Annotated in this window: 11 protein-coding genes, 1 tRNA gene and 1 CRISPR repeat array; of the genes, 4 read left to right on the top strand and 8 right to left on the bottom strand. The window is 53.9% G+C overall.

Annotated elements, in window-relative coordinates; all coding sequences use genetic code 11:
* Positions 1-10: 10 nt before the first annotated feature.
* From csm2 to csx15, 3 genes are all read right to left on the bottom strand, one after another.
* Positions 11-484, bottom strand: a complete 474-nt coding sequence (gene csm2, locus CPAR_RS00410) for a type III-A CRISPR-associated protein Csm2 (RefSeq protein ID WP_012501342.1) — start codon at positions 482-484, stop codon at positions 11-13.
* On the bottom strand, positions 484-2,877 hold the full coding sequence (gene cas10, locus CPAR_RS00405) for a type III-A CRISPR-associated protein Cas10/Csm1 (RefSeq protein WP_012501341.1): 2,394 nt from the start codon (positions 2,875-2,877) through the stop codon (positions 484-486). The genes csm2 and cas10 overlap by 1 nt, the downstream gene beginning before the upstream one ends.
* A 230-nt stretch (positions 2,878-3,107) precedes the next feature.
* Positions 3,108-3,686, bottom strand: a complete 579-nt coding sequence (csx15, locus tag CPAR_RS00400) for a CRISPR-associated protein Csx15 (RefSeq protein WP_012501340.1) — start codon at positions 3,684-3,686, stop codon at positions 3,108-3,110.
* 59 nt (positions 3,687-3,745) lie between these two features.
* Here csx15 and cas1 point away from each other — a divergent pair, with 59 nt between their 5' ends.
* Positions 3,746-4,465 carry a CRISPR-associated endonuclease Cas1 gene (gene cas1 / locus CPAR_RS00395; RefSeq protein WP_083762327.1) on the top strand — a complete coding sequence of 240 codons (720 nt, stop codon included), beginning with the start codon at positions 3,746-3,748 and terminating at the stop codon, positions 4,463-4,465.
* 249 nt (positions 4,466-4,714) lie between these two features.
* A CRISPR array of direct repeats spans positions 4,715-5,930; the repeat unit is 36 nt; unit sequence GATTTCATTTCATTGCACGCTTTAGCGTATTGCGAC.
* Between the two features lie 46 nt (positions 5,931-5,976).
* Here cas1 and CPAR_RS11400 read toward each other — a convergent pair.
* The 4 genes from CPAR_RS11400 to pyrF form a co-directional block, all read right to left on the bottom strand.
* Positions 5,977-6,144, bottom strand: a complete 168-nt coding sequence (locus CPAR_RS11400) for a Tn7-like element transposition protein TnsE (RefSeq protein ID WP_408610141.1) — start codon at positions 6,142-6,144, stop codon at positions 5,977-5,979.
* 45 nt (positions 6,145-6,189) lie between these two features.
* Positions 6,190-6,483 carry a hypothetical protein gene (locus CPAR_RS00390; protein WP_156773330.1) on the bottom strand — a complete coding sequence of 98 codons (294 nt, stop codon included), beginning with the start codon at positions 6,481-6,483 and terminating at the stop codon, positions 6,190-6,192.
* Positions 6,484-6,715: 232 nt separating this feature from the next.
* Positions 6,716-8,560 (bottom strand): glutamine--fructose-6-phosphate transaminase (isomerizing), encoded by a 1,845-nt coding sequence (gene glmS / locus CPAR_RS00385; RefSeq protein WP_012501338.1) that lies wholly within the window; start codon positions 8,558-8,560, stop codon positions 6,716-6,718.
* A gap of 91 nt (positions 8,561-8,651) precedes the next feature.
* On the bottom strand, positions 8,652-9,476 hold the full coding sequence (gene pyrF, locus CPAR_RS00380) for an orotidine-5'-phosphate decarboxylase (RefSeq protein ID WP_012501337.1): 825 nt from the start codon (positions 9,474-9,476) through the stop codon (positions 8,652-8,654).
* Positions 9,477-9,786: 310 nt separating this feature from the next.
* Between pyrF and ftsH the strand changes: the two genes are divergently transcribed.
* A complete protein-coding gene (ftsH, locus tag CPAR_RS00375; RefSeq protein ID WP_012501336.1) occupies positions 9,787-11,898 on the top strand; it encodes an ATP-dependent zinc metalloprotease FtsH in 2,112 nt (703 codons plus the stop codon).
* Positions 11,899-11,903: 5 nt separating this feature from the next.
* A complete protein-coding gene (locus CPAR_RS00370; protein ID WP_012501335.1) occupies positions 11,904-12,182 on the top strand; it encodes an acylphosphatase in 279 nt (92 codons plus the stop codon).
* Between the two features lie 115 nt (positions 12,183-12,297).
* Here the strand turns inward: CPAR_RS00370 and CPAR_RS00365 are convergent.
* Positions 12,298-12,371 (bottom strand) — tRNA-Val (locus tag CPAR_RS00365).
* A 225-nt stretch (positions 12,372-12,596) separates the two neighbouring features.
* Between CPAR_RS00365 and CPAR_RS00360 the strand changes: the two genes are divergently transcribed.
* Entirely contained in the window at positions 12,597-13,745 is a 1,149-nt protein-coding gene (locus CPAR_RS00360; protein WP_041466077.1) for a 1-deoxy-D-xylulose-5-phosphate reductoisomerase, read from the top strand.
* Positions 13,746-13,849: the final 104 nt, after the last annotated feature.

Genomic DNA, 13,849 nt, shown 5'->3' with positions numbered 1-13,849 from the left:
ACTCTCCTGATTAGTTGTGGTTTACACTCTTTTCTATTGAGGCATGATAGTCAAGAATCGCCTCAAAAAATTCAACGAAGAGACGAAGATCAGCTACAGTCTTGATTTTGCCTCCATTGTTATTTGAAAGACATACCTTCATGACATCGTACAACGATTCTAATTTCTTCCTTTCGCTGCTTCCTGCAATTTTTGGCAGAAGAAAGCTCAGCTTGTACTTGTCAATTATTTGAGGAGCATCATCTTTTTGATCTCTGTTGACTAATTCAATTGACTTGATATAGCTGTAATAACGTCGCAACTGAGTTGGAGTGACATCTGCACTCATCTGTTTGGCAATGGCTGCAGCATAGAGATACAAGCTTTCTTTTATCTCTGAAGAGGCAGAGGAAAAGGTGTTTACTCTTTCCAGCCTTTTCTTTACTTCGTCCAGTTTTGGCAACTCTCCCAACTCTTTAATGAAATCAAACTCTTTTCCTGCCATTATACTTTTCTCCTGAGATAGGTTAGCCAGTTGAGTGCGATATGCAAGTGAGATATCCAGTTTCTTTTGTTCTCTTCTGTTGTGTAGAGATAGGAAACCAGATTTTTGAACAGCTCAGCTTTGTCGTCTTTATCGTCTTTGTCGTCGTCAGAAAATTCTCGTTCGACATCTTTCATAACCCGAGCCATTGTAGGCAGGTAGAGTTGATTGCTTTGCTGATATTTTTTGATAACGGCAAACCACTTTTCAATGGTGCCGTAGCTGAATTTTTCAATTTCAATTCCCTTTCTCTCTTCGCTCTGAAATGCAGTTTGTTTAAAGCAGCGTTGATACACCTTCATCAACGAGCGGAGAAACGCATTGGCCAGCCCCCACTGCATAGAGAGCATATACCGCTGCGACAGCTCTCTGTCCCCAAGCCGCCTCTTTCGGTTCACTTTTGAGTGGTCGTAAAAGAGCGAAATACGGTTTTTCTTTGGCTTAAGCTCTTCGGCGTCACGATCACCCTTTGCGTACGCTTCGGCTTCGGCTGAGAGGCGGGCCATCTGATAAAGCGGGAACTTCGGCTGGTGGAGCGTCAAGCCGCCGCTGATTCCATTCGCTCCCTTGGGAAGGGCGGCAGTGAAACACTCAAACTCCTCCTGAATATCAAAGGCCAACTCAACGGTCTCATCCCACGCCCCCACAATGAAGAGGTCGTCACCACCGGCGTAGATGATCGAGACATTGCGCCCCGGTTTACCCCACTCTTCGTGCTCTGCTTGATTTTTTTTGAGAAGATCAAAAGAGCGGTTTGCGCAGATGTGGTTGAGATGGAGCTTGAAGAAAAGGTTCAGCATTCGTGAGCGTGCTGAGAGCTGGGCAATGTTGCTGATGCTGCTGAAGAGCTTCCCGAGATTATCGACATCCATGCGGAGTGCGCCAATGAGGTCGGCACCGCAGGAGCTCGCGGCAAGACCGGCAAAGGAGGCGGTGTCGTCAGCCTTGACAGACCTCCTACCCTCTTCGAGTAACTGCTCTTTCTCCTCCTGCCTTGCGTAGGCTGAGAGCTCACCATGCTTTCTGACATAGTTGGCGTAGAGGAAGAGTCTCTGGCCATCCCATGAGTTGATCGACCATTGAGTCGCCGGAGTGGCGTCGGCGACCTCTTCGACAGTGTAAGAGACCATCCCGCCAGAAGCGCTGGGCAGCACGAGGGTGCCGGGGTTTTTTGAGCGGTCAATGGCGGTTGTGTATCTGAAGATGCCGGTGGCTCCAACCAGCTTGTCGCCAAGCTTAAACTGGTGGTAGCAGCTTTCCGAGACCCAGAGGTAGTCGTCGCTGTCACGCTTGTCGGCATCCACTGATGCCATGGAGACGCACTTTTTTAGCTCGTTGAGGTCGAACATCTCATCATCGGTCAGATCGTCCCGATGGGTTATCTGGCACTCTTTCTTTACCGTTACTTGTTCCGGCATTGACGGAGTGAAGAGCGTCTCAAGATGGTCACTGAATTTGCGCCGTTTGAGGCGATCAAGCGCGTCGGCTTGGGATTGACGTATCTCCTGGAACGATGCCTGGTCGCGAAGCTTTTCTTTATCAAAAGGCTTTGCGTCGAGAGCGATGAAGAGCCGCCCTTCAAACTCTTTCAACGCCCACTTGTTGATGGTCTCTCTGTACTCCTCGATTTTTTCGATGATCCCCCCATCGCTGTCGTGCGATTGTTCGATGTTGGGCAACAATAGGCTGAAGCCTCCACCACCGGAATAGATGACAGCGTGACGGTCAGAGCGTGCCATGTGAAGAATTTCGTAGATCAGGTGTTCGCAGAGCAGCTCAAGCATGAACGAGCGCGCCCGCAGGGTTTTGAGCGCACCTTTGGAGGTGATGGTGTACACGGTGTCCTGAATGCCTGAAAAGTCGCAACTCACCATAAGGCATGGTGTTTCAGGAGTGCCCTGTTTGAGGCAGTCGTAGAGGGCGGCAAGGCTTTTGAAGAGGTCGAAAAGGGGAGTTGAGGCGTGAGCAGAGGTGGCAATGAAACTGCCGTAGTGTTCCAGCTCTGTCAACGGATCGGAAAAAGCCGCCTCTCCATTGCCGGTTTGGCGGAGGCCCTGGAGGGTGTTTCGGAGAGTGAGTTGGTCGGGTTCTGGGGTTTCAACGAGAGCGGGAAGTGGTCCGGCTTTGAGTTCGCAAGGCTTAAACCACATTGGCGCAGCCTCCGGAGAGTTCTCTTCCAGAAAGACAGATTGCAGCGCTTGAAGCGTCAGAGGCTCATCAAGCTTGATGTTCAGCAGTGAGCAGGCTTCCGCAAGCTCTTTGCCGCCCTGCTCTGTCCATCCGGTTTTGAGTTCTCCTTCTGGTGATTTCAGAAGCCGGATTCCACATTCGATGACTGGATGCTGACTCGACATAACGGTACAGAATAATGCGCTTACAAAAAGGCAAAAAGTCGTTCTACCGAAAATCGCAGATCAGGGTCGGGGATACTCATACCCTTTGGGGAGTTACCATCGAGGCATAGCTGAAAGGCTGAGCGGGGATTGCGCGTACTTGGTCATCATCTCATCAGAGGTCGAACATAAGCACTCTTATCAGCTTACGCTTTTTTCCCGGCTTAATCAACACTAAAAAATGCTGACCATCACCGTTTTCCCCTCGAATCGTGCCGCAATTGTTGCAGGGGCATGATTTCGGCAACTTCGTAGCGCACTCCGTCAACCGGGTCGACGCGTCGGAGCCGGACGACGTCGGGAAAGTGGCCGAGCCTGCCGTGCAGGATTGACTGAATAGCCGAGCAAGCGGGCGGGTAGCCTGCCGGGATGACTACTATCGGCTGTTCCCACTCCTTCGAGGTCAGGCCGAGCCGGTCAATCGCTTTTTCGATTGACGGAACGAAATGCCGGTCTTCGGGCACGTTGCCCAGCTCGACATCGAGCACTTCGGCGTCCTGCCAGTGCATCAGTTTTTCGATGGCGCTTTTCTGCGCGGGGTGAACCGGGTGTCCGGAGCAATTGAGTATCAGGGTCCGCACTCCCGTTAAACGACCTCGCACGAGGCGTTTTAACCAGCGCCAGCCTTTTTGCAGCAACCGGATGAGCCACGGAATATTTCTGGTAAAGATGAGTTCAAGCGCTTGTTGAAACACCACGGCAATAGTACTGATACCAGAGATGATGATCGCCCACTCTGAAATGGTCAGTTGGCTCAACAATTCCTGCATTTTGGAAAAGTCGTTGGTTATTATTGGCTGTTCATTGCCCAGCGATACAAAACTAAGATATATCAATAAGCAACCCAAAAATCCGCAATTCCCGCACCCTTATTCGCAAACGCCGGGCTATGGCATGGGAGCATAACGGCGAACTGAAAGAGCGGTTCGATAACCATCTTGGCGCTTTGAGTGCGCTGGCCGGACATGCGCAGAGGTGCGAAAGCATGGATGCGTTGAGAGGCTTTGAGGGAAAAGCTGCCGCGCTGTACTTCGAGTTGTTTGGACTCCTGTTCAAAAAAGAGCTTCCGTTTTATACCGAAGCGTTCCGCCGTGTTCGCAGGCCTCCGACCGACCCGGTCAACAGCTTGCTCAGTTTTGGTTATTCACTGCTGCACACCAACATGTTTTCTCTCGTGCGGATGAAAGGCATGAACCCTTACATCGGCTTTCTTCATGCTGAAGACAAAGGAAATCCAGCGCTCATCAACGATCTTGTCGAAGAGTTCAGAACCATTATCGATTCGTTGGCGCTGTACATGCTCAACAAGGGAATTCTGAGGAACAAGGATTTTTATTATCATAAAGACAGACTCGGTTGTTTTTTGACAGACAAGGCAAGGAAAACGTTTCTGACCGTTTTCGAGCGGCGGATGTGGGAAAATGCCGTCGATCAGGAAACCGGAAAGGCGATGAACATCCGGCGGCACATGGAACACCAGGTGCACAAGCTCAAGGAGGTCCTTGAAGGGAAGCGCCCGGTGTACGAGCCATACCGGGTCAGCAGATAATGCGGAGGATAATTCTGAGCATCGCTGAAAACACCTGAAAAGCGCCTTAAGTTGTTATTCAGTAAAAGGATATGGCAGATAAGCGGCTGGCTGATTGTCCGCAGACTACTTAACCAACGATAATAATTGGAGATACGGCTGTTAAAAATATGTGATAACAAGCCTCATGTTCATTGGCATCGCTGAAAATCGGAGATCCTACGCACAAGGCTCCGTAAAGCCGCACCAGTCAAGGATTTTCAAGGGGACTATTTCATTTCATTGCACGCTTTAGCGTATTGCGACATGCCTACCGATATAAGCGCGAGGCGAAATGCGTAGGCGATTTCATTTCATTGCACGCTTTAGCGTATTGCGACTATCCGGGTGGTTTGGTGCGTTCGGATATGGTGGAGTGATTTCATTTCATTGCACGCTTTAGCGTATTACAGCGCAGGAAAAAGAGAGTGGCGATGTTCATTTTTTTCATTATTTCATTTCATTGCACGCTTTAGCGTATTACAGCAGCCAAATGCAGACGATATTCGGCGTTCTGCAGACAGGGGATTTCATTTCATTGCACGCTTTAGCGTATTGCGACATGACTGGAATTACCGGACAATCGTCAGGGTTAGGCAAGGGATTTCATTTCATTGCACGCTTTAGCGTATTGCGACCCTTTCGTCAGGCCGCCCATGAGCGTGCCGATCTCGATAATTTCATTTCATTGCACGCTTTAGCGTATTGCGACCCTTTCGAGCCGCCTCGTCAGTTCGAAATACCACGATTTCATTTCATTGCACGCTTTAGCGTATTGCGACCAGTGCCGACCACGTGGATGCGGTAATTGACATACGGATTTCATTTCATTGCACGCTTTAGCGTATTGCGACATGAAGATTGGCCAATACTGCGTTCCATCATCACCGACGATTTCATTTCATTGCACGCTTTAGCGTATTGCGACTTGTCGGACGCTATCTATCGATGCTATCGATAGCATTCTGATTTCATTTCATTGCACGCTTTAGCGTATTGCGACCGTCCTCTGACACCGTACCTGACGGAATCACAAACCCGAAAATTTCATTTCATTGCACGCTTTAGCGTATTGCGACAGCTCCCTCTGAAGCTCCGGCAGCGACACATCAGCATACATTTCATTTCATTGCACGCTTTAGCGTATTGCGACATCGGTATTCCCGCCCCCTGATAGTTACGTATCCAATGATTTCATTTCATTGCACGCTTTTGCGTATTGCGACCCTTCGACGGAAAAGCCGTCTCGCCACGCCTGCAACATTTCATTTCATTGCACGCTTTAGCGTATTGCGACAACTTTGCGTATCGTTTGAGTGATTCAAGTACTGGTTTCTATTTCATTTCATTGCACGCCTTAGCGTATTGCGACAAGTCATAGTTCGTCGCCTGGGCCTTTGCATGGTACACGTATTTCATTTCATTGCACGCTTTTGCGTATCGAAGCATCTTCGAACAGCGAAAAAAGCCAAGAACTATTAAATCTGCCGGAGTTAAAGGGCAAGCAATTCAGAATGAACCCGTTCTGCCCAATGATGGAGAGCATCTCGTTCTACTAACGAGTTGTTTGAAGAGGAGGATTTGGGGTGGGAAATGCGCCTATAGTCATTCCGAAAAGTCTTTTCAAGAAATGACGTAGGCCACACTAATGAGTGCCTTATTACAATTACAGATCATTCATGCATCAATAAAATGCCGTATCCTCGTCATTGCCGCGCAGGCGGGAATCCAGAATCTGGAAAAAGCACATGGATTCCCGCTTTCGCGGGAATGACGGACTGACATGCCACAAGCCCGATGATGATGCATAGTTGTTTTAGAAATGGAATTACAAGCTCATGGAGCTGTCGCTCCCAGCCAATTGCCGAAACCCGCAGTTTCAGCAATAACGTGGACAGATGATTCTGTCGTTCTGAATAAAGCGCAGCGTCATGAAGCATCCATTTTGTTACAGCAACAAAGCGCTCTGGATTCTTCGCTACGCCCAGAATGATCGGCATCAGATTCCTGATCGTGTCCTCGACCTCCAGCTCCGGAGTGGCCAAGGGGCCAGGCAAAGCCCCGCTCCTGTGAGCAAGAAATCAAGCCGGTACCTTTTCGGCGATTTTAAACCGCCAAATGCATGTGATTGTCAATTTTTTTTTTGCTCTCTCGATACTGGCCTGATGCCCGCGCTTCGCCATCTGCGGAGCCGGCTTTATTTCAGGCCTGAGCAAATAACAGCCAGTCGCCCTACTCCACCGTCACCGATTTGGCGAGGTTACGGGGGCGGTCAACGTTGCAACCGCGCATGGTGGCCACGTGGTAGGAGAGCAGCTGCAACGGAATGACCGTCAGGAGCGGCAGCAGCGCGGCGGATGCTTGGGGAATGTAGATCACGTCGGGCGTGAGTTCGGCGATCTCGCGGTCGCCCTCGCTGGCGATGGCGATAACGCGGCCTTTGCGGCTTCGCACCTCCTCGATGTTGCTCAGAATCTTGGCGTAGGTGTTGTCGCGGGTGGCAATGACGATCACCGGCATATCTTCGTCAATCAGCGCAATCGGCCCGTGCTTCATCTCGGCGGCGGGATAGCCTTCCGCGTGGATGTAGGATATCTCTTTGAGCTTCAGCGCTCCTTCGAGCGCAACCGGGAAGTTGTAGCCACGGCCAAGATAGAGCGCGTTGCGTGCATCCTTGAGTTTGGCGGCAAGCTCTTTGATAACGTCGTTCTGTTCCAGAATCCGCGCAACCTTTTCCGGCACATCGGCCAGATCACGCAGATTGAGCTTGATCTCCTCCTGCGAAATGGTGCGCCCCTTGCTGAGCGCCATGGCGAGCATGAAAAGCACGATCACCTGGGCCGTGAAGGCTTTGGTCGAGGCCACGCCCACCTCCGGCCCTGCATGGGTGTACATGCCGCACAGGGTCTCGCGGGCGATCGTCGAGCCAACCACGTTGCAGATGCCCATCACCAGCGCGCCCTTCTCTTTGGCAAGGCGAAGCGCGGCCAGCGTATCGGCGGTTTCGCCGGACTGGGAGATGACGATCACCACATCGTCGGCGGTCACAATCGGGTTGCGGTACCGGAATTCCGACGCGTAATCGACCTCCACCGGAATGCGGGCGTACTCCTCGATCAGGTACTCGCCGATCAGCCCCGCGTGCCAGCTCGTACCGCAGGCGCAGATCACGATACGCTTGGCCTGCTTGAGCCTGTCGAGGTAATCTTCGATGCCGCCAAGCTGCACCCGCCCCTCATCGACGCGAATGCGGCCGCGCATGACGTCGCGCATCACCTCGGGCTGCTCGAAAATCTCCTTGAGCATGAAGTGTTCGAATCCGCCCTTCTCGATCTTTTCAAGGCTGAAATCAAGTTCGGTGACCCGTTTCTCCTGCTCGACATTCTCGATAGTCTTGACCGTGTAGTTTTCGTGGGTCACCACAGCCATTTCGCCATCAAGCAGATAGACCACTTTGTTGGTGTGCTCCACGATCGGCGCTGCGTCGGAGGCGATAAAATATTCGCCGTCGCCCAGGCCAATCACCAGCGGGCTTCCCTTGCGGGCCACCACAATCTTGTCGGGCTCCCGGGAAGAGACCACGCAGATGCCGTACGCACCTTCTACATGCCGAAGCGCCTGGCGGACGGCTCCCTCCAGCCCGATCGACGGATCGGCTTTCCAGACGCGGTCGATCAGATGCACCAGCACCTCGGAATCGGTATCGCTCTCGAACTCGTACCCCTGAGAGATCAGCTCTTTTTTCAGGGTCGTATAGTTCTCGATGATGCCGTTGTGAATCAGGGCGATGTCGTCGGAGATGTTCATGTGGGGGTGAGCGTTCCGGTCACTCGGGTCGCCATGCGTCGCCCATCGGGTATGCGCGATGCCGATGGTAGCCCCGAGCATGACCGAGCCCGAAACGTTCAGCAGCTCTTCGAGATTACCGACGCTGCCCTTCTGCTTGAGCACCTGCATCGAACCGTTCATGACCGCCATGCCGGCGGAATCATATCCTCTGTATTCAAGACGTTTCAAACCATTCAGAAGCAGCGGAGCCGCTTCACGCTTACCGATATAGCCGATAATGCCACACATATTCCAATTCCTTGATTACGTTTTCATGCAGACAAGACGCCGGTATCAACCGGAGGCTTGCCCAATATATCTATGTTATTGCACACTAAAATCACAACATACCTATCATACTTTCATGCAGCTTCCCGGCTTCCCGGTTCACCGCCGCCTCGAACTGCTCGACGCTGCTGAACTCGCCATCCGGAAAGATGAGGGCGCGGCTCACATTGACCACGGCACTCCGGCCTTCCGGATCAGCCCCGTGCGAAACCGCCTCCTGCATCGAACCGCCCTGCGCGCCAACCCCCGGAATGAGGAAAAACAGGTCGGGCGCGTCTCGACGGAGCTCCTGCAACAGGCCAGGCTTGGTGGCTCCAACCACGACACCTGCGTTCCCGTTGCGCTGCCAGGCGCTGACCCGCTCAAGCACAGAACGATAAAGAGGACGACCATCCTCGACAATCCGCTCCTCGAAATCGCGCGAACCGGGATTGGAGGTCAGGCAGAGCACGAACACCAGCTTGTCCTCGTACTCGAAAAAGGGTTCGAGCGAATCGAAGCCCATGTAGGGCGCCACCGTAATGGCATCGAACGGCCACGCCTCGAAAAAGGCCTTCGCGTACTGTCGACTGGTGTTGCCGATGTCGGCGCGCTTGGCATCGGCAATGCTCAGGCACTCCGGCGGAAGCGCCTGCAGCGTCTCTTCGAGATCGCGCATTCCAGCAAGCCCTCGCGACTCGTAGAATGCGGTATTGACTTTGTAGGCAGCCGCATGATCGCGCGTCGCTCTGATCACGGCGCGGTTGAACTCCTGCACCGGATGCTGCATCGACTGAAAAAGAGCGGGAATTTTCGCCGGATCGCTATCAAGCCCTACACAGAGCATCGAGCGCAGCGAAGCAATTCTTTCGTTTGCCTTGTTCCTTGATGAATTCATACCTGGAATAAAAACCCAAAAAATAGTTAACCCTGACGCTGTTTTGTCATGGCAATATACATGATGCAACATGATAGACGAAGCGAAGAAACTGCGCTGCACAAGACCGGTCGACCCGGACTACGGGAAACTATTAGCAGAGGGAGCACATTTATCACTGTCAGTTATGTATCTTGTAAATCCGAAGAATAGTATATTGAGATTCACATCAGATCCGGCGGAGTTCGTCGACAAGGCAGCCGCCTCCGCAAATTCAGCGCCGGTCAACAGTGAACGATGGCTATGCCTTTTTTAATCATGAGTGCTTTCGATGGCAAACAATCCTTTCAAGCTGAACAATCCATACGATAACGAGCAGGATAACGGGCCACGCAAACCCCGTTTTTCGATATTCTACTACATGGCAGTGATTCTGCTGCTCATCGGCTTCCAACTCGCATTTTTCTGGTCAGGCTCGACCAAAGAGATTCCGTACAGCGAATTTCGTCAACTGATCCTCCAGAACAAGGTCGAATCGGTCAAAATCGCACCTGAGAAGATCTACGTCAACCTCAAAAAGGACGGGACTGTTCCCGCTGCTGACAAGCAACAGGAGCAACCAAAGCTCACGCTCCCGGGCGCATCAACCAATGAGCCGGAGACAGAGGTAACGGTCAATCCCGTGCGGGACGAAGGCCTGATTCCGCTGCTCGAGTCGAGCGGCATCAAGTACGAAGCAATTCCCGGAAACTCGTGGATCGGCGAACTGCTGCAGTGGATTCTGCCGTTCGGTCTCTTGATCGGCATCTACTTCTTCATGTTCCGCCGCATGGGCGGCCCCGGTTCGCAGTTCATGAACATCAGCAAGAACAAGGCCGCGCTGTATGAAAACCTCGACGAGCACACCCGCATCAGCTTCAAGGATGTGGCCGGACTTGACGAGGCAAAGGGCGAGGTCATGGAGGTCGTGGACTTCCTGAAAGATCCGAAAAAATATACCAAGCTCGGCGGCAAGCTCCCCAAGGGCGTGTTGCTGGTCGGCCCTCCCGGCACCGGCAAGACCCTGCTCGCCAAAGCGGTGGCGGGTGAAGCGGACGTGCCGTTCTTCAGCATCAGCGGCTCGGACTTCGTCGAAATGTTCGTCGGCGTCGGCGCGGCGCGAGTGCGCGACCTGTTCAAGCAGGCCAAGGAGAAAGCCCCCTGCATCATTTTCATCGACGAGATCGACGCCGTAGGCCGCAGCCGTGGCAAGGGCTTCATGATGGGCGCCAATGACGAACGCGAGAACACCCTGAACCAGCTTCTGGTCGAGATGGACGGCTTTGCCACCGACAAGGGTGTAATCCTCATGGCCGCGACCAACCGCGCAGACGTGCTCGATACGGCACTGCTCCGTCCTGGTCGCTTCGACCGCCAGATCGTGGTGGACAAACCCGATCTGAAAGGCCGTATCGACATCTTCAAGGTGCACACCAAAGAGCTCTCGCTCTCCGGTGACGTCAACCTCAAGGCGCTGGCTTCGCAGACACCGGGCTTTGCAGGCGCTGAAATAGCCAACGCAGCCAACGAAGCAGCCCTGCTCGCCTCGCGCCGTGGTAAACAGAGCATCGAGATGAGGGATTTTGAGGATGCCATTGAGCGCGTGATCGCCGGTCTTGAAAAGAAGAACAAGGTGATCAATCCGAAAGAAAAAGAGATCGTGGCCTACCACGAAGCGGGACACGCCATCGTAAGCTGGCTGATGCCGGAGAACGATCCCGTCCAGAAAATATCGATCGTGCCGCGCGGCGTCAGCGCGCTTGGTTACACGCTGAACATTCCGCTCGAAGACCGCTACCTGATGACCAAAGCCGAGCTGATTGCCAGGATCTGCGGCCTGCTCGGTGGCAGGATCGCCGAAGAGGTGGTGTTCGGAGAGATCTCGACCGGTGCGCAGAACGACCTTGAACGCGTTACCGAAATCGCCTACAACATGGTGATGGTCTACGGCATGAGCGACAAGATCGGCTACCTGTCGTTTGTTGACAGCAATAATCCCTATACAGGCGGGCCCAGCCTCGACAAGAAATATGGCGATGAAACGGCCCGGATGATCGACCTTGAGGTCAAATCGATTGTTGAGGAAGCCCGGAACAAGGTCTTCAAGATGCTCAGCGAAAACCGCGAGCAACTCGAAACTCTCGCCAAAGAACTGCTCTCCAAGGAGATCGTGCAGTACTGCCGCATCGAGGAGATTCTCGGCAAACGCCCGGCCGGCAAGTTCAGCGAGCACCTCGAGTGCCAGAACAACATCGAACTTCCGGCAGCCGACCCCACCGCGGAACCGGCAACCGACGCACCGCAGACAAAACCGGAATCGGCCACGCTGTCCGACAGGGAACTTGAAGAGCTCGAGGCCGCCGTTCAGCGCCTCAAGGAGTCGAGAAACCTCTCGTCGAACTGAGCAGTGTGACGGAAAAAAGGGTACACATCATCGTGCGGGGGCTGGTGCAGGGCGTCGGTTTCCGCATGTTCGTCCATCGCGAAGCCTCCGCCAGAAATCTGGCTGGCTGGACAAGAAATCTGCCGGACGGCACGGTCGAAATTGAAGCGCAAGGCAACGCCGGCATGGTGGATGAGCTGGTCAAACAGGCCCGCATCGGCCCGTCACGCTCGCAGGTCAACTCGATTGCCGTGCGCGAAATCGCTCCCGACAACGCCGAAAACGATTTTTCGATCCGCTACTGAGCAATCCGGCGCCCACAGGCAAGTCGCGAGCGACGCAACAGCGCCACAAACATGGGACGCGCATGAAACGGGGATCGGGGATAATTGGTACGGGAAGGAAAGCGGAAGAAGCGAGTGGGCCCCGAGGGATTCGAACCCCCGACCTACTGGGTGTAAACCAGTTGCTCTAACCAACTGAGCTAGAGGCCCATCGAAAAGGGCTGACAGTATAACACATTTTCAACAGATAACAAACCGGATCGGCCATTTTCCCCGCCGCCAGGGAACGCTTTGTTTGTACGGCGCGCCGAAAAAGCATAAATTCAGGCCGTCTCAAATTCAGGGTGCCGCCCCGAAATGGGATAATCCTGACTTATCAGGACCATCCGTTTTCAGCGGTGCATTTTGTCCCTCTTCACGCCAATGTCATTGACCATGAAATCGTTATCCATTCTCGGCAGTACAGGTTCCATTGGACTCAGCACGCTCGACGTCGTCAGGCGGCATCCCGGCAGGTTTTCTGTTGCCGCGCTTGCCGAAGGCCACGATGTCGAACTGCTCAGCCAGCAGATCGCGGAGTTCAGGCCCTCCCTGGTTTCGGTGCGTGATGAGGAATCTCGCGAGCGCCTGAAAGGTCTGCTCGGCGAGCACAAGCCCGAAATCCTCTGCGGCCTCGACGGCGCTGCCGAAGTTGCGTCCGTCGATGGTGCCGACATGGTGGTTTCGGCCATCGTGGGAGCGGCAGGTCTGGTTCCGACCGTCAGGGCTATCGAAGCCGGAAAAGACATCGCGCTGGCCAACAAGGAGACCCTCGTGGTTGCCGGTCAGCTCGTCTCCGACCTCGTCAAAAAGCACGGCGTCAAGCTGCTGCCGGTGGACAGCGAGCACTCGGCAATCTTCCAGTCGCTGGTCGGCCATCGCACGGAGGACATCGATCGCATCATCCTGACCGCTTCCGGCGGCCCGTTCCGCAAGACCCCGGCTGAAGAGCTGAAAAACGTCGGCCCCGAGCAGGCCCTCAAGCACCCGCAGTGGTCAATGGGCGCGAAGATCACCATCGACTCGGCCACGCTGATGAACAAAGGCCTCGAAGTGATCGAAGCGCACTGGCTGTTCAACATGCCCGCTGAAAAGATCGGCGTGGTGGTGCATCCGCAGAGCATCATCCACTCAATGGTGGAGTACCTCGACGGCTGCGTCATCGCCCAGCTCGGCGTTCCGGACATGCGCGCCCCCATCGCTTACGCCCTCTCGTACCCCGAGCGCTGCGAAACCGGCATCGGCAAACTCGACCTCGCCAAAGTCGGCACGCTCACCTTCGAAGAGCCCGACATGGAGCGCTTCCCAGCCCTGCGCCTTGCTTTCGACGCGCTCAAAGCGGGCCAGACCTATCCGGCGGTGCTGAACGCTGCGAACGAAATTGCCGTTGCAGCCTTCCTTGACAAGAAGATCGGCTTCACCGCCATTGCCGACACGGTGGACAAAACCATGCAGGCGCACGAAGCCTGGACACCGGTCACGCTGGACGAGTATATTCAGGCGGACAAATGGGCCCGCGAAACAGCAAAGCAGCTTATCGGCTGACCCCGTACAGCTCAAAATCACAGGCACCGCAACCATGCGACGGGCGGAACCCCCTGGCGAAAGTTCCGCCTTGCCTCCTCCGTAAGCGCCATTTCAGTCGCTTA

This window comes from Chlorobaculum parvum NCIB 8327, assembly GCF_000020505.1.
Classification (GTDB): Bacteria; Bacteroidota; Chlorobiia; order Chlorobiales; family Chlorobiaceae; genus Chlorobaculum; species Chlorobaculum parvum_A.
The sequence above is the reverse complement of the archived record's forward strand: the minus strand, read 5'-3'. Positions and strand labels throughout refer to the sequence as shown.